Here is a 15,619-nt window from a genome sequence, read left to right on the forward strand (position 1 = left end):
CACAAAAGGAGGCACGACCGAAGATGGCGAATGTTGATATCTATACCCGCGATTTCTGCGGTTTTTGCGCCCGCGCCAAATCGCTGCTGGACCGGAAGGGCGTTGCCTATACCGAATTCAATGCCACCGAAACACCCGATGCCCGCGCGAAAATGATCGACCGTGCCGGCGGCAGGGCCACCTTTCCGCAGATTTTCATCGACAACCGCCATATCGGCGGCTGTGACGATCTCTACGCGCTTGACGCCGAAGGCAAGCTCGATCCGCTGCTTGCGGCATAGGTAAAACACGATGACCCGTTTCAAGGCCGCCGCCCTGCAGATGCGCTCGGGCACCGATCCCGAGGAAAACGCCGAGACGCTTTCCCGCCTTGTGCATCAGGCGGCGGGCCATGGCGCGACCTATCTTCAGACGCCTGAAATGACCGGCGCGGTGCAGAAGAACCGCAAGGGGCTGATGGCGGTGCTGAAGCCGGAACAGGATGACGTCATCGTCAAGACGGCGCGTGATCTTGCCCGCGAACACGGCATTTATCTCCATATCGGCTCGACCGCGATCCCGCTCGAAGGCGGCATGATCGCCAATCGCGCCCTGCTGTTCGGCCCGGACGGCGATATCCTCGCCCGCTATGACAAGATCCACATGTTCGATGTCGACCTCGACAATGGTGAAAGCTGGCGCGAAAGCGCGGTCTATCGCCCCGGCGAAAACGCGGTGCTTGCCCGCCTGCCCTTCGCCGCGATCGGCCTCGGCATCTGCTATGATGTGCGCTTCCCCGACCTTTTCAACGCCTATGGGCTTGCCGGCGCCGACGTCCTGACAGCCCCCGCCGCCTTCACCAGACAGACCGGCCTTGCGCACTGGCATGTGCTGCAGCGCGCCCGCGCCATCGAAAACGGCGCCTATATGATCTCCGCGGCGCAGGCCGGCCTGCACGAGGACGGCCGCGAGACCTTCGGTCACTCGATGATCGTCGACCCCTGGGGCAGGATCATTGCCGAGGCGGGCGACGAGGGCGAGGCGGTGATCATCGCCGAGATCGACACCGATGCCGTGACGGCTGCGCGCGGCAAGGTTCCGAACCTCAAAAATATCCGCTCCTTCTCCGTGGACGAGGTCGATACGCGGCCTGTTAGGGAAGTCTGAAAGCCGTGATCCATTACGCTCTTTCCTGTGACAACGGCCACGATTTCGATGGCTGGTTCGCCGGCAGCGCCGATTTCGACAAACAGCTCGAAAGCGGCTTCCTGACCTGCCCCGTCTGCAATTCCGCCAATGTTTCCAAAAGCCTGATGGCCCCGCAGGTCGCCACCGCCCGCAAGCAGGAAAGCCGCAAGGCCGCCCTGATCGACCATGCCCAGCGCGAGGCGGTGGACAAGCTGCGCAAGGCCGTGGCCGAAATCCGCGCCAATGCCGAGGATGTCGGCGAACGCTTCCCGCACGAGGCCCGCAAGATCCATTACGGCGAGGCAGAGGAACGCGGCATTATCGGCGAAGCCAGTCCCGATCAGGTCCTCGATCTCCTGGAGGAAGGCATCGAGATCATGCCGCTGCCGATCCTGCCGGACGACAAGAACTGAGTGAACCCGATTGAGCAATGGCAAAGGGAAATTGGTGGAGCCGAGCGGGATCGAACCGCCGACCTCTGCAGTGCGATTGCAGCGCTCTCCCAGCTGAGCTACGGCCCCGATAACATCACAGCGCTGATACTCCAATCCGCCGCCTCTAGCAAGCGTCATCGGCGTGAAAACTGGCGGATCGGCATAAGCTCGAAGCTGCGCAAGCTCTCCGTGCAAGGCGGATTCTCCCGGCGGCGCGACACGCGGCTCGTGACTGCCTTTGGAAACAATCATTTGGCTTCATCCACCGCGCCCGCCGCTTTGTGAGATTTAGGCAAAAGAACGCCTAATTCACTGTTTTAACTTATATTTTTGTCCCTTTGGCATCTAGCGACCATGGCGCACCTCGCCTCGCCGGCGAAAGTTGCCCAATCAACACACCCCGATGTGAAATCGAAGCAAATGCTCTTCAACCGTGTAGAGTCTCGCTTCCGGCAATTGTCTTGGGCGTTTGTCAACGTATAGTGGCCGCGCAATCGCCAGTAACCGGTTGACCGAATAACAAGAGTGCGTCGTGGCGTCCTGCATTCACATTACGTGTCAATTGTTGGAGACATCCGTTCATGAAGATCAACGTATTGCTTATCGGCTCCGCTTCGCTGGCGGCTCTGGCCGCCACTGAGGCCAGCGCCGCCGATCCCGTGATGGCGATCGAGCCGGCGCCCGCCAATTATGTCGAGGTCTGCGACGCCTTCGGCGCGGGTTATTTCTACATTCCGGGCACCGAGACCTGCCTGAACATCGGCGGCTACGTCCGCTTCGAAACCCAGTTCGGCGGCATCCAGACCGGGTCCGCCGATGACAGCGACTGGTCGCCTTATACCAAGGCAAACTTCCAGATCACCGCCAAGACCGACACCGAGCTCGGCACCCTCACCTCGGTCATGGTCCCGGAATTTTATGTTTATGCCAATGGCGACGACAGCGAGTTCAAGCTCGACAATCTCTACGTCGACCTCGGCGACACCGTTTCCGTTCGCGTCGGCTACTTCAAATCCTACTGGAATGACGACCTTTGGGGTGAACTCGACAATATCGACAACACCACCCGCTATAATTCCGTGCGGCTTGCCTACAACGCCGATAATTTTGTGCTCGGCGTCCAGGCCGACGTGCTGCCGACAGCCATCACCGGCACCGCCACGCCGAAAATGGCGGTATCGGGCCGAATCGGCTACCAGCCTTCGGACAGCCATTACGCCAGATTCGATTTCGCCTACGACACCCAGACGGAGAACTATGCCCTGCGCCCCTGGATGGGCTTTGGCATCGGTCCGGGCACATTCGAAATCGCCGGGCTTTATGAAAGCGGTTTCATTTCATTCGCGCCGGATTTCACCGCCGACAACTGGAACGATTCGCCGATCGCCGGCACCTATATGAAATATGCGGTGGCTGCGAACTACTATTTCAACGTCACGGAAAGCCTCATCCTGGCGCCGCAGACGCAATACAATGTCGCCAGCAACGACAAGACCTTCTGGGAAGCGGGCGCCACGGCGGACTGGTCGGTGGTCGACAATTTCCACGTCCGCGCCAACCTCAACTACGCCTTCCTCGACGACGACTGGAACCAGCAGAACTGGTTCGGCTGGTTGCGTCTCGAACGCGATTTCTGATTGCAGCCGCAAGCATGAAAGACAGGAGCCGTAGCAGCCTGCCGCGGCTTTTGTCATGCAAACGGGTGCATCATTGGCGGCGATCTGGCCAAGCACGTCCTTCAGGTTCATGCCGTCGACGCAGCCGGCCGCGTCGCCACGACCCGGGCACTCTGCCGGGATGATTTTCTGGCATTTGCCGAAACCGGCCCTCCACTTAGAGCGTCGGGCGAAAAAAGTGGAAACCGGTTTTTCGTTAACCCGACGCGTTAAAATAAAGAATCTGGAGCATCGGGCGATGCCAACTGATCGCCCTATGCTCCAGTCGAAACCTTTCGCCAAGGCTGTGCCGCATGGGCTTCTTCGCGTCGAAGGCCGGCTTAGACAAACAGAACTGCTTCCATTTCAGCCTGAAAGGCCTAATACTGGGGCAACGCGCAAATCGCATTCAAAGGCCGTTCAATGGCATCCTCCGTCTATATTTTCGACGCCTACGGCACGCTCTTCGACGTCCATTCGGCAGCCCGCAGGCATCAGGATCGCGCCGGCGGACAATACAAGCTGCTGTCCAATATCTGGCGGGCGAAGCAGCTCGAATATTCGTGGGTGCTGACGCTGACCGGCTCCTATGAGGATTTCTGGACGCTGACCGAGCGCGCGCTCGACTTCGCGATGCATTCCGTCGGCCTTATCGACAAGACGCTTCGCGCCGACCTGCTCGCCGCCTACTGGACGCTCGACTGCTACCACGAGGTGCCGGCTGTGCTCGCAGGGCTCAAGGCGCGCAATGTGAAGGTCGCCATCCTCTCCAACGGCAGCAGCGAAATGCTGGATGCGGCGGTCACCAACGCCAAGATCGGCAACCTGCTGGACGATGTGTTTTCCGTCGAAACCCTCCGCCTCTACAAGCCCGCCCCTCAGGTCTACGAGCTGGTGACCAGAACCTATCAGGTCGAGCCGAAGGCGATCTCGTTCCAGTCCTCCAACCGCTGGGATATCGCGGGCGCGGCCAATTTCGGTTTCCGCACGGTATGGATCAACCGCCACAAGACCCCGAACGAATATGAGGGGATGGGGCCGAGCCTGATCCTGCCGACGCTGGAGGGGCTTTGAGCAGTGGATTGGTCGGCCGCGCAATATCTGAAATTCGAAGGCGAGCGCAGCCGCCCTGCCCGCGACCTGATCAACGCGCTTCCCGATATCGCCCCGCGCAGGATCTACGATCTCGGCTGCGGACCGGGCAATTCCACCGAGCTCTTGAAGGCGCGGTTCCCGGACGCCGAACTCACCGGCATCGAGCTTGACGACGACATGCTGGAGAAAGCGCGTGCGCGGATGCCGGATACGGCATTCGAGAAGGCCGACCTCGTCCACTGGAACCCGTCAACCAGGCCGGACCTGCTGTTCTCCAACGCCGTTTTCCAGTGGGTGCCGAACCATATCGCGGTGCTGCAGCGGCTTGCGGCGAGCCTCGCGCCGGGCGGTGCGCTCGCGCTCCAGATGCCCGACAATCTATCCGAACCCAGCCATGTCGCGATGGTGGAGACGGCCAGGGAAGGACCGTGGGCGGACGCCTTCGACGACAGCACCAGCCATCGTAGGAAGCTGCCGGCTCCATCGGTTTATTACGAGGCGTTGCGGCGGCATTGCGCCAAGGTGGATATCTTTCACATCATCTATCATCATCCCCTTCCCAATGCCGAAGCGATCGTCGAATGGGTCAAGGGCACCGGCCTGCGCCCCTATCTCGAGCGCATCCCGGCGCATGATCGGCCGTCCTTTGTGGCCGCCTATGCCAAGCGGATCGCGCGCAACTACCCGGTCACGGAAACCGGAGAAGTTCTGCTGCGCTTCCAGCGCCTGTTTATCGTGGCGTGTTGACGGGACCGGGCGGAAACCCGGTTTCTTCTTCAAATAAAAAAGGCGTCGGGAGATATCCATCCCGACGCCCCGCTTCCGACAGTCCGGCTTATTCCGAAACAGAAACCGGCACTTCGTAGTTGACCCGCAGTGCATGGCTGTAGGGGCAGACGATGTGGGCCGTCTTCACCAGATCTTCGGCGGTCTCGCGATCGAGGCCGGGAATGGCGACCGAAAGCGACACCTCGATGCCGAAGCCCTCGCCATCATCGCGCGGACCAACGCCGACCGTTGCAGTCACCCGCGTTTCAGCCGGCAGCTTGACTTTTTTCTTGCCGGCGACATTGAACAGCGCCGAGGTGAAGCAGGCAGAATAGCCAGCCGCGAACAGTTGCTCGGGATTGGTGCCTTCGCCGCCGGGGCCGCCCATTTCCTTCGGCAGGGCGAGCTTGACCTCAAGCGCGCCATCCTCGCTGCGGGCAGTGCCTTCGCGACCGCCGGTGGAGGTGGCCCTGGTGGTGTAAAGTGTCTTGATCATCTTCGTTCTCCTTCGCGCCGGTAGCGCATCTGTTCGAACCTGTTGACACGACGCGCGAGCGACGGGTTCGGTTCCCCGCTCAGCGCATGATTATTTGTATAGCTCACAATTAAATTGTTCGCAATATAATTTTACAAACTCTGTCTCGCATATTATAGTGGGCGCATGAAACACCACGAAAATGACGGCCCAGAACCGCTTCTGAACCTCGACAACCAGCTCTGTTTCGCTGTCTATGCGACCGAGCACGCCTTTCAGCGCGCCTACAAGCCGCTGCTTGCGGAGCTCGGCCTGACCTATCCGCAATATCTGGCGATGATGGTGCTGTGGGAGGGCAAGCCGCTGACCGTCAACGCGCTGGGGCGACGGCTGGGGCTCGATTCCGGAACGCTGTCACCGCTGCTGAAAAGGCTTGAGGCCGCGGGCTACATCAGGCGCCAGCGCGGTCGCGAGGATGAACGGCGGGTGGATCTGGCCCTGACCGACAAGGGCAATGCCGCGCGGGAAAAGGCCCGCAACGTCGCGGCCGCGATCGCGGTCAGGACCGGATGCAGTCTCGAACAGGCGCAGATGCTGCTCGGTGAGTTGAACGCATTGCGCAAGCGGCTGCTGGCGCCAGCCGATTAAACTCAGTTCGGCAGAACCGCCCGAACCGCGCCGACATCGGTACCGTTCCAGTTCGCAAGCGTCGTGGCGGCCATGTCCGAAAGTCTTGCCGCGACTGCATCGTCACCGATGAAGCGCGCAAGCACCGCAGCCACCATCGCTTCGGCCGCGCGGGTCGTCCCGTCCTCGCATTTGAGCGCGATGCCGAGGCCTTTTTCGGGCAGCACGGCGCAGAACACGCCTTCCGCGCCGGTCTTGGCGAATATCCGTCCCGGCGCCAGCGACATCAACTCGGTGCAGGCCCGCCTGGTGCCGGCGACGTACCAGGGTTCGGCCATGCAGGCGGACAGAATGCGGTTTGCGGCCCTGGCCCGCGAGGGGGATAGCCCCTCCCCGGTCCAGAGCTTCGCAAAGCCCTGCGCCAGCGCCTTCAGCGGAACCGCATAGGTCGGGATGTTGCAGCCATCAATGCCGCAGAGATCGCGGCCGACCGGCGCGCCGGTGACATCCGCCATCGCCGCCCGGATCTCGGCCTGCAGCGGATGATCGTAACCGGAATAGCCCTTCGTATCGATGCCCTGATGCACGCAGGCACAGATGAAGCCGGAATGCTTGCCCGAGCAATTGTTGCAGAGCGCGTCCGGCTTGTCGCGGGTGCGGGCCTGATGGATCAGAACCTTCTGCTGGAACGACCAGTGCGCGCCGCATTCGAGATCGTCGACGCAGCGCCCGGCCCTTGCCAGCATCTCGCGCGCCAGCTCGGCATGGGCATCCTCACCGGAATGGGACGAGGCCGAGAACGCGATTTCCCTGTTGCCGAACCCGAAGGCATCCGCCGCGCCGCTTTCGACGAAGGGCAGCGCCTGGATCGCCTTGCAGGCCGAGCGGGGAAACACCGCCGCCTCGATATCGCCCGCGGCATAGGCGACCGTTCCGGCGCCATCGACAACGGCGATCATGCCGCGATGGCGGCTTTCGACGACATCGCCGCGGGTGACTTCCACCAGAACCGGATTCGCCATCTTTCTCCCCCTCAATCGAAAGTCAGAATGATCTTGCCGATATGATCGCCCGCCTCCATACGGCGATGAGCTTCAACCACGTCGTCGAAGGGAAATACCCGATCGATGACCGGCTTGACGCGCCCTGCCGCAAGCAGCGGCCAGACTTTTTCAAGCAATTCGTCCCGGATCTCGCGCTTTTCGACGTCGGTGCGCGGGCGCATGGTCGATCCCGTGACCTTGAGACGCTTGAGCATGATCGGCATCAGATTGGCGTTTTCCACCTTGGGACCGCCTAGAAAGGCGATGATCGAAAGGCAGCCATCCTTGGCGAGCGCTGAAAGATTGCGCTGGAAATAGGCGCCGCCGATCATGTCGAGAATGATATCGACGCCGCTGGTCTTCTCCTTGATGACCTCGGAGAAATCCTGCTCGCGGTAATTGATCGCGACATCCGCGCCGAGCCGCTCCGCAGCCGCGCATTTGTCCGCCGATCCCGCGGTCGTGAATATCGTCGCCGCCCCGAAGGCTCGCGCCAATTGGATCGCCGTCGTGCCGATCCCGCTGGTGCCGCCATGAATCAGCACGCTTTTACCTTTTTCAAGTCCGGCCATCATGAACAGATTGGCCCAGACGGTGAAGAAGGTCTCGGGAAGGCCTGCGGCGCTGACCTCGTCCATGCCGTCCGGCACCGGCAGCACCTGGCCTTCCGGCAGCACGCAGAATTCGGCATAGCCGCCGCCATTGGCAAGCCCGCAGACCCGGTCGCCGGGCGCAAACCCGGTCACGCCCTCGCCGAGTGCCGCCACCGTTCCCGCAACTTCGAGACCCAGAATGGCGCTCGCGCCGGGCGGCGGGGGATAATTGCCCTGCCGCTGGGCCACATCCGGGCGATTGACGCCCGCAGCCGTAACCTTGACCAGCACTTCGCCGGGTCCCGGCATCGGACGCGGGCCGGTTGCAATCAACATCACATCCGGTTCGCCGAAACCACTGAGCGCGACATGGCGCATGTTACCATTCAAAGCCATGTCAGCCGGTCACGCTTCCTTGCGCGGCTTCAGCGCCAGCGCGAACACCACCAGCGAGAAGCCGTAGACCAGGAAGTCGGCGGCCACGAACAGGCCGAGCAGCCACAGGCTGTTCTGCGGGAAATTGGAGGCGATCATCACGGCGGCAAGGATCAGCACCAGGCCCGAAAAGATCATCCAGCCCCAGCCCTTGACCGGCCGCATCGTCATGCCGAGATAGATGCGGAAACCGCCGGCGATCGCCAGCGAGATGCCGACCATGATGGTGAACACGCCGGAAGCCAGCACCGGGTTGCGCATCACGAAGATGCCCGCCACCACGTAAAGCAGGCCGGAAATCAGCCAGAAGGCGACATGACCCGTGCGGCGATTGTAGAAAAGCTGCGACAGGTGAATGACGCCGCCAACGATCAGCATCGCCCCGAAGAACACGACCGAGGCCACGGTGGCGAGCACCAGATTGCCGAGCAGGATCAGGCTCATGACGATCAGCAGCACGCCAAGGGCCAGCACCCATCCCCAGCGCCCCTTCACCTTGTCGGTATTCAGTTCCTGCTGTTCAAGAATCGTCATTGGACATCCCCTTCCAAAAGATAAGAATTTCAGCGACGATAGTGAGGAAGGAAATCATAAGCAACTGTTCTTCGTCCAGCGGCGACAGATTGGTCGCCCGACGGCCGCGCGACGAAGGCGGCGGGTCAATGCGTCACGATTTTCCGCGATCCGGCCGGCCTCTGAGCGAACCCGGATCACGCTTCGGACGCGCCGTAACATAAAGTGCGAATGATCAATTCTTTTTGCCGGAAAGAGCCTTGAAATCCTTCAAGGCCAAGAGGATAACGGATCAGCTTCACCCCGTATCCTGATGTTCGAAACCGCCGGGCCGCGGATAGATAAAACACTGACATTGCCGCGAAAGCCGAGCCATGCGCCCCTATTACAAGAACGTCAAAATGGTCCGCCGCACCCGGGTGATGTGGGGATCGTGGCGGATCTGGCAGCCGCGGCTCGTGTTCTGGATCGGCGCGGTGATGATCGGGGTGGTGAGCGTCGGCTTTGCGCGCGCCGCCGACCATGCTTTCGAGATGTTCGAGGCGCTGCGCCAATCGAGCGCCTGGTCGCCATTGCTGCCGCTGGTGCTCACCCCGCTCGGCTTCATGCTCTGTTCGTATCTTTCGACGCGGTGGTTTCCGAACACGCAGGGCTCCGGCATTCCGCAGGCGATCGCCGCGCGCCATCTCCACGATGTCGAAAGCCAGCACCGGCTGCTCAATCTCAGGGTCGCAACCGGCAAGGTGCTGATCACGGTCATCGGCCTGTTCTGCGGCGCCTCGATCGGCCGCGAGGGACCGACCGCGCAGGTCGGCGCCTCGATCATGATCCAGACCGCGCGCTGGGGAAAGATGATCCAGACCCGCGGCCTGATCGTCGCGGGCTCGGCGGCCGGCATTTCGGCGGCGTTCAATACCCCCCTCGCCGGCATCGTGTTTGCGATCGAGGAGATGAGCCGGGCCTATGAATCGCGCGCCAACGGCCTGGTGGTCTCCGCCATCATCCTGTCGGGCCTCGCCGCGATCGGGCTTGCCGGCAATTATACCTATTTCGGCCATGCCTCCGCCATCGCCGTCAAGCCCGAGGAATGGGTCGCCGTGTTTGTCTGCGGCATCGGCGGCGGCTTTCTCGGCGCATTGTTCTCGCTCTATTCGCTGAAGGCGGCGCGGCGGATCAAGCGCTGGGCGCAGGCCGCGCCGGTCAAGCGCATGGCATTGTTTGCCGGCGGCTGCGGCCTTGCCGTTGCCGTCATCGGCATCGCCTTCGGCGGCGCGACCTTCGGCACCGGTTACGAGCAGGCCAGAACCGTGATCGAGGGCGGTTCGATCAACCCGCTGTTCTTCATCGGCAAACTTGCCGCCACCTTCCTGTCTATGGCCTCGGGCATTCCGGGCGGCCTGTTCGCGCCGTCGCTTTCGGTCGGCGCCGCCTTAGGCTCCACGATCGCCGATGTGCTCGGCGTCAGCATCGGGCTCGGCGCGATCCTCGGCATGGCCGGCTATTTCGCGGGCGTGGTGCAGTCGCCGATGACGGCGTTTGTGATCATTCTGGAAATGACCGACAATCACGACGGCATCATCACGCTGATGGCGACCTCGATGCTGGGCTACATCGCCTCGCGCCTGATTTCGCGCGAACCGCTCTATCATGGCCTTTCGCGCGCCTACCTCGCCGACAGCATCAAGTTCCAGCGCGCCCGCAACCGCGAGGTCAACGAGCACGACCGCGCCACGATCGATGAGATGCGCGAGGAAACCCGCCGCTACGACGAAAAGGGCGGGCTCTGACAACGGAAAAGCGCCGGCGTTCTACGAAGCCCGGCTCACACGCGAAGCTTTTACCCATCCGGACCGCATTTCGGGAACCCGGTTCCTCGCCCGCCGCCATGATAGCCGTCACACTGCGCCAAATTTCGAAGAGGCGGACGTTATGACGAACAGCACGGCGACATTGGACAGGACACTTGGCGAGCTCGATCTGGTCGGGCGGCTGCGGCTGATCGCCGATACCGGCCAGCCGGCGATCTTCACCACCAGCCTCGGCATCGAGGACCAGGTGATCACCGAGGCGATCGCCACCGCCGGCCTCGACATCCGGATCGTCACGCTCGACACCGGGCGGCTTTTTGCCGAAACGGAGGCGTTGATTGCCGAAACGGAAGCGCTTTACGGCATTGAGATCGAGCGCTTCCGGCCCGAGACGCCCGCCGTCGACGGTTATGTCAGGACCTATGGCCGCAACGGCTTCTACGACAGCGTTGAAGCCCGCCACGCCTGCTGTCAGGTGAGAAAGCTCGAGCCGCTGGCGCGGGCCCTGGACGGCGCGGAATACTGGATCACCGGCCTGCGTCGCGGCCAGTCCGGCAATCGCGCGGCCACCCCCTATGCCGAGGCGGATGCCGCGCGCGGCCTCGTCAAGATCAATCCGCTGGCCGACTGGAGCCTTGCCGATATCCGCGCCCATGTCGAGCGGCACGCGATACCGGTCAATCCCCTCCACGCCCGCGGTTACCCTTCGATCGGCTGCGAGCCGTGCACGCGCGCGATCAAGCCGGGCGAACCGGAGCGCGCCGGCCGCTGGTGGTGGGAAAACGATGCCAAGCGCGAATGCGGCCTGCATGTCGTCAAGGTGGCGAGTTAACGCCGCGTTGAAGCGCCCTCAATGATCTCGAACGGCAATTCCACCGCCTTCTTGGGGCGCTCGCCCTCGGTCAGGAACCGCATGATCATCTCGGCGGCCTTGTAACCCATATCGTAAAGCGGGACGTAGACCGAGGTCAGCGGCGATTCTTCCATATCGGCGAAATCGACGCCGTTATAGCCGCAAATGCCGAGATCCTCCGGCACTTTCAGGCCGATCTGCTGCGCGCCGAAATAGACGCCGAGCGCCAGCCGGTCATTATGGCAGAACACCGCATCGATCTGCGGCAGACGCTTGCCGAGATCGAAGGCGAGCTTCATGCCCTGCTCCAGCGGGCTGCCGCCACTTGCCTCGAAAACATAGTCGGGATCGTAAAGTCCGGCATCGGAAAGCGCATCCTGATAGCCCTCGAACCGACGGCGCGAGCGGATATCCTTGCCGCCGCCCAGAAGGGCGATCCGGCGATAGCCCTTGGCAAGAAGATGCTCGACCGCAGCCTTCGCCGCCTCGCGGTTGCGAATGCCGACCCCCATGTCGAGGGGCGTGATGCTGGTATCCATCATCTGCACGACCGGGCAGCCGAGTTCGGTGATCAGCGGCTTGTTGACCGGAAATTCGGCAACGCTTTCGAGAATAATGCCGGCGGGGTTCTGCGCGACGAAGAGGTTGATCAGCTTTGCTTCCTCGGCGGCATTAAGCCCGATATTGGCAAACTGCGTTGTGACGTCGCTTGAATTGAACCTGTCCTCGATCCCCCTGGCGGCATGGAAAAAGCCGCTCATTTCCAGGATCGGCGCCAGAACGGCGATCGTTCCGCTGTGGCGGCTTGCCAGCGCGCGGGCGGCGAAATTCGGCACATAGCCGATATCCTCGACGACTTCGAGTATCTGCTCGCGCAGCTTGTCGCTGACCTTGTGCGGTTCCCTGAGCGCCCGCGATACCGTGATCGGGCTCACTCCAGCGATCCGAGCTACGTCACTCAAGGTCGTGCGCGATTTTGGGCCGCCTCTTACCCGTAAAGACAATTCCCCGTTCCCCTGCTCTATCGTAAACGCATCCCATTGTTATTTCTATCAGGTTGCATTTTACGAACCACTAATTTTACTTTGCACATGATTGCTTCAAATACAAATGCGTTGTGTGACAAGACCACAAGGTTTAGCCGGTCACTGCGCGGCCAGCGCCTTCAGATCGGTTGCGGGATCGGCAATGACCTCCGGCGACGGGCTGCTGCCGGCCGCGAGCAATTTCTTGGCGCAGACATAGGCCCGCGCATCATTGACGGCATCGACCGCCAGAAGCGCGTCGCCCCGGAAATACCAGACCGAGACGGCGCCTTCACGCGCGCCCTGGCGCACCACCGTATGGTCATACCCGCCGTTATAGCCCGCGATCTGCAGCTTCACATCATACTGATCGGACCAGAACCACGGCTCCGGCACATAAGGCTCCTCGGAACCTGCAATCACGCCGGCCACCGCCTCGCCCTGATCGACGGCGTTGGGAACGGATTCGAGCCGGATGCGTCCGCCCTTGTAGAGCAATTCGGTGCAGTCGCCGACGGCGAAGATCGCCGGATCGGAGGTCCGTCCGAATTCATCCACCGCAATCCCGTTTCCGACCGCAAGCCCGGCATCCTTGGCCAGTTGATCGTTCGGCGCGACACCGATGCCGACGACGACCATGTCGACATCCTTCACGCTGCCATCCCCAAGCACGGCCCGGACAACACGTCCGCCCTCGCCTTCAAGGCGCGTAAGGCCGCAATTCTCGCGAATATGCACCCCGTGCGCGCGATGGACAGCGCGCATGATATCCGCCGTTTCGGGCGCCGCCACCCGCTTCAATATCCGATCCGCCATCTCGATGACGGTCACCTCGACCCCGAATTTGCGCGCGACCGCCGCAGCCTCGAGCCCGACATAGCCCCCACCCACGACCAGCAGCTTCGCCCCCGGGCGCATCGCCTCGGCAAGGCGGTCGGCATCGCGCTTGTCGCGCATCACGTAGACCCCGTCGAGATCGCCGCCGATCGCCTGCGGCAGGACGCGCGGCGTCGCCCCGGTCGCCAGCACCAGCGTGCCGTATTCGATGGTCGAGCCATCCTGCAGCACCACCTGCCTTGCGGCGCGGTCCACGCGCTCCACGAAGCTCGCGAGCCTGAGGTCGATCGCGTTTTCCTCATACCAGCTTTCCGGGCGAAACAGCAGCCGGTCGAAAGTCATGTCCCCGAGCAGATATTTCTTGGATAACGGCGGCCTCTGATAGGGCGGGACCTGCTCCGCGCCGACGATCGTGATCGCCCGTTCGTCCTTCAGCGCGCGCAGTTTCGCGGCGACCGCAAAACCGCCCTGGCCACCGCCGACAATAACAATCCGATCCGTCACTGTTTTGATAACCTCGCTTCGTCGCACTGCAATAACCGACTTACGGCCTCCGGTCCGCATCGTCAATTGCATGCGAAAAGGCCCGGGAGCGCTCCCGGCCTCAGACTGCTGACAAATCCCTCACCAAACTCCTCCGTCATGCCGGGCTTGACCCGGCATCCAGGGCCAAATTTCGAGGGCTATCAAGGTGTTCCCCTTGCACATATGGCGTTCCGCAGCCCTGGACCCCGGATCAAGTCCGGGGTGACGGGCAGAGGGGTAGGCAAACTCAAGGTGTCTGCAATATGGTTTGTCAGCACTCTGAGCCCGGGATCGCTCCCGGGCCTTTCCGTAAACCAGTTTTATTGACTCAGCAGGCTGACTGCGGGGCCGGCAATACCTCAGAGATTGCCCTTGCGCTGCTGGACCATCATGTATTTGTCGAACGAGAATTCGGCGAGCTGCATCCAGAGATAGGCGTCCTTCTTGAACGCCTGCTGGCTTTCATAAATGGTCTTGAACCACTCATTTTCGGCCGAGATCTCCGCGAAGGTTTCCTGCGAGGCCGCATAGCATGCGTCGAGGATCTGCTCGCTGAACGGTTTCAGCACGGCGCCGTCGGCCACAAGCTGACGCAGCGCCTTCGGGTTCTGGGCGTCATAGCTTGCCAGCATTTCGAGGTTCGCCACATCACAGGCATCCGTCAGGATCTGCTGGTAGCTTGCCGGCAGGTCGTTGAACTTTTCGAGATTGGAGAACGCGTGGATGACCGGGCCGCCTTCCCACCATGCCGGGTAGTAGTAGTACTTGGCAACCTTCACGAGACCAAGCGCGAGATCATCATAGGGGCCGACGAACTCGGTGGCATCGATCGTGCCGCGCTCGAGCGCCGAATAGACGTCGCCGGCGGCGATCTGCTGCGGCGTGACGCCGAGCTTGGCCATGACCTGACCTGCAAGTCCGGCGATGCGCATCTTGAGGCCCTTCATGTCCTCGACCGAGTTGATCTCCTTGGCGAACCAGCCGCCCATCTGCGCCCCGGTGTTACCGGCCGGGCGACCCCAGAGACCCTTTTCGGCGAAGAAAGCGTCGAACAGCTCATTGCCGCCGCCCTGATAGAGCCAGGAGTTCTTGAGACGCGCGTTCATGCCGAAGGGCACGGCCGTGCCGAGGCCATAGGCCATGTCCTGGCCGATGTAATAGTAGGACGGCGTGTGGCACATCTCGATGGTGCCGTCGCGCACGGCGTCAAGCACCTGCAGCGGCGGCACGAGTTCGCCACCGGCATAGACCTGGATTTCGAAATTGCCGTCGGTCGCCTCGCGCACACGATCGGCAATGCCGGTTGCCGCCGAATAGAGGATATTGAGCGATTGCGGGAAAGCCGACGACAGACGCCAGCTCAGCTTCGGGTTTTCCTGGGCGATTGCGGGAGCGGCGAGCGCTGCCGGGGCAAGGGCGCCGGCCGAAGCGACACCCGCCTTCTTGAAGAATGTACGGCGATCCATTGGGGTATTTCCTGCTTTGATGCTTTTCGCTGCGCCCGCGAAACGCGTCCGCAAGGCAGCCGATCGATACGGGTGGGGGCCTAGACCCTTTTGCGCCGCCTTGCAAGGCTTCCAGCGTCATTCGACGGCGCCCGCCGCTGCGTTCATGTAACAGCAAGGAACAGTCGACGGCTCACCTTTATCCAGTCCAGCCCTTCCCGCTTTTTTCGCGCCTGATCGTTTTCCAGCACCGGTGCTTCCCTGAGAACGTCGGGGAGGCGTTGAAACCGGCCGTGCATCATGTTATGACTGACTGGTCAG

The 15,619-nt window shown here is 62.0% G+C and carries 16 protein-coding genes and 1 tRNA gene; 9 read left to right on the forward strand and 8 right to left on the reverse strand.

Translation table 11 applies throughout. The features are described 5' to 3' along the window. Nucleotides 1–23 precede the first annotated feature (23 nt). Genes grxC through HQ843_RS22455 form a run of 3 tightly spaced genes read left to right on the forward strand, consistent with a single transcriptional unit; the run spans nucleotide 24 to nucleotide 1,580 of the window. A complete protein-coding gene (gene grxC, locus HQ843_RS22445) occupies nucleotides 24–281 on the forward strand; it encodes a glutaredoxin 3 (RefSeq protein WP_180901115.1) in 258 nt (85 codons plus the stop codon). Between the two features lie 10 nt (nucleotides 282–291). Next, nucleotides 292–1,146, forward strand: coding sequence for a carbon-nitrogen hydrolase family protein (locus HQ843_RS22450; protein WP_180901114.1), 855 nt, complete (start codon nucleotides 292–294; stop codon nucleotides 1,144–1,146). Between the two features lie 5 nt (nucleotides 1,147–1,151). Beyond that, the gene (locus tag HQ843_RS22455; RefSeq protein WP_180901113.1) at nucleotides 1,152–1,580 is read left to right on the forward strand and encodes a DUF1178 family protein; all 429 of its coding nucleotides are present in this window, start codon (nucleotides 1,152–1,154) and stop codon (nucleotides 1,578–1,580) included. A gap of 32 nt (nucleotides 1,581–1,612) precedes the next feature. Here the strand turns inward: HQ843_RS22455 and HQ843_RS22460 are convergent. Then, a tRNA-Ala gene (locus tag HQ843_RS22460) sits at nucleotides 1,613–1,688 on the reverse strand. 494 nt (nucleotides 1,689–2,182) lie between these two features. Between HQ843_RS22460 and HQ843_RS22465 the strand changes: the two genes are divergently transcribed. The 3 genes from HQ843_RS22465 (at nucleotide 2,183) to tam (ending at nucleotide 5,098) form a co-directional block, all read left to right on the forward strand. Continuing rightward, nucleotides 2,183–3,238 carry a porin gene (locus HQ843_RS22465; protein WP_180901112.1) on the forward strand — a complete coding sequence of 352 codons (1,056 nt, stop codon included), beginning with the start codon at nucleotides 2,183–2,185 and terminating at the stop codon, nucleotides 3,236–3,238. A 441-nt stretch (nucleotides 3,239–3,679) separates the two neighbouring features. Beyond that, complete coding sequence (locus tag HQ843_RS22470) at nucleotides 3,680–4,330, forward strand: haloacid dehalogenase type II (RefSeq protein ID WP_180901111.1); 651 nt, start codon at nucleotides 3,680–3,682, stop codon at nucleotides 4,328–4,330. A 3-nt stretch (nucleotides 4,331–4,333) separates the two neighbouring features. Beyond that, nucleotides 4,334–5,098 carry a trans-aconitate 2-methyltransferase gene (gene tam / locus HQ843_RS22475; RefSeq protein ID WP_180901110.1) on the forward strand — a complete coding sequence of 255 codons (765 nt, stop codon included), beginning with the start codon at nucleotides 4,334–4,336 and terminating at the stop codon, nucleotides 5,096–5,098. An 88-nt stretch (nucleotides 5,099–5,186) separates the two neighbouring features. Here the strand turns inward: tam and HQ843_RS22480 are convergent, their stop codons facing one another. Then, nucleotides 5,187–5,612 carry an organic hydroperoxide resistance protein gene (locus tag HQ843_RS22480; protein ID WP_180902070.1) on the reverse strand — a complete coding sequence of 142 codons (426 nt, stop codon included), beginning with the start codon at nucleotides 5,610–5,612 and terminating at the stop codon, nucleotides 5,187–5,189. Nucleotides 5,613–5,780: 168 nt separating this feature from the next. Between HQ843_RS22480 and HQ843_RS22485 the strand changes: the two genes are divergently transcribed. After that, complete coding sequence (locus HQ843_RS22485) at nucleotides 5,781–6,242, forward strand: MarR family winged helix-turn-helix transcriptional regulator (protein ID WP_180901109.1); 462 nt, start codon at nucleotides 5,781–5,783, stop codon at nucleotides 6,240–6,242. A gap of 2 nt (nucleotides 6,243–6,244) precedes the next feature. Here HQ843_RS22485 and HQ843_RS22490 read toward each other — a convergent pair whose 3' ends face one another. From HQ843_RS22490 to HQ843_RS22500, 3 genes are read right to left on the reverse strand one after another with little or no spacing between them, the layout of a single operon-like run. After that, nucleotides 6,245–7,243 (reverse strand): asparaginase, encoded by a 999-nt coding sequence (locus HQ843_RS22490; protein ID WP_180901108.1) that lies wholly within the window; start codon nucleotides 7,241–7,243, stop codon nucleotides 6,245–6,247. A gap of 11 nt (nucleotides 7,244–7,254) precedes the next feature. Then, on the reverse strand, nucleotides 7,255–8,253 hold the full coding sequence (locus HQ843_RS22495; RefSeq protein WP_180901107.1) for an NAD(P)H-quinone oxidoreductase: 999 nt from the start codon (nucleotides 8,251–8,253) through the stop codon (nucleotides 7,255–7,257). 9 nt (nucleotides 8,254–8,262) lie between these two features. After that, the gene (locus HQ843_RS22500; protein ID WP_180901106.1) at nucleotides 8,263–8,826 is read right to left on the reverse strand and encodes an HdeD family acid-resistance protein; all 564 of its coding nucleotides are present in this window, start codon (nucleotides 8,824–8,826) and stop codon (nucleotides 8,263–8,265) included. 353 nt (nucleotides 8,827–9,179) lie between these two features. On the opposite strand from HQ843_RS22500, the gene HQ843_RS22505 reads away from it, so the two are divergent. Beyond that, the gene (locus tag HQ843_RS22505; RefSeq protein WP_180901105.1) at nucleotides 9,180–10,592 is read left to right on the forward strand and encodes a chloride channel protein; all 1,413 of its coding nucleotides are present in this window, start codon (nucleotides 9,180–9,182) and stop codon (nucleotides 10,590–10,592) included. Nucleotides 10,593–10,734: 142 nt separating this feature from the next. Then, nucleotides 10,735–11,445, forward strand: coding sequence for a phosphoadenylyl-sulfate reductase (locus tag HQ843_RS22510; RefSeq protein ID WP_180901104.1), 711 nt, complete (start codon nucleotides 10,735–10,737; stop codon nucleotides 11,443–11,445). Here the strand turns inward: HQ843_RS22510 and HQ843_RS22515 are convergent. The 3 genes from HQ843_RS22515 to HQ843_RS22525 all read right to left on the reverse strand — a co-directional run bounded on the left by HQ843_RS22515 (nucleotide 11,442) and on the right by HQ843_RS22525 (nucleotide 15,319). Continuing rightward, complete coding sequence (locus HQ843_RS22515) at nucleotides 11,442–12,470, reverse strand: LacI family DNA-binding transcriptional regulator (protein ID WP_371824604.1); 1,029 nt, start codon at nucleotides 12,468–12,470, stop codon at nucleotides 11,442–11,444. The genes HQ843_RS22510 and HQ843_RS22515 overlap by 4 nt on opposite strands. 141 nt (nucleotides 12,471–12,611) lie before the next feature. After that, nucleotides 12,612–13,832 carry an NAD(P)/FAD-dependent oxidoreductase gene (locus HQ843_RS22520; protein WP_180901102.1) on the reverse strand — a complete coding sequence of 407 codons (1,221 nt, stop codon included), beginning with the start codon at nucleotides 13,830–13,832 and terminating at the stop codon, nucleotides 12,612–12,614. Nucleotides 13,833–14,212: 380 nt separating this feature from the next. Beyond that, entirely contained in the window at nucleotides 14,213–15,319 is a 1,107-nt protein-coding gene (locus HQ843_RS22525) for a TRAP transporter substrate-binding protein (RefSeq protein ID WP_180901101.1), read from the reverse strand. Nucleotides 15,320–15,619: the final 300 nt, after the last annotated feature.

Origin of the sequence: Martelella sp. NC20 (assembly GCF_013459645.1) — a bacterium.
In the GTDB taxonomy this organism is placed as follows: Bacteria; Pseudomonadota; Alphaproteobacteria; order Rhizobiales; family Rhizobiaceae; genus Martelella.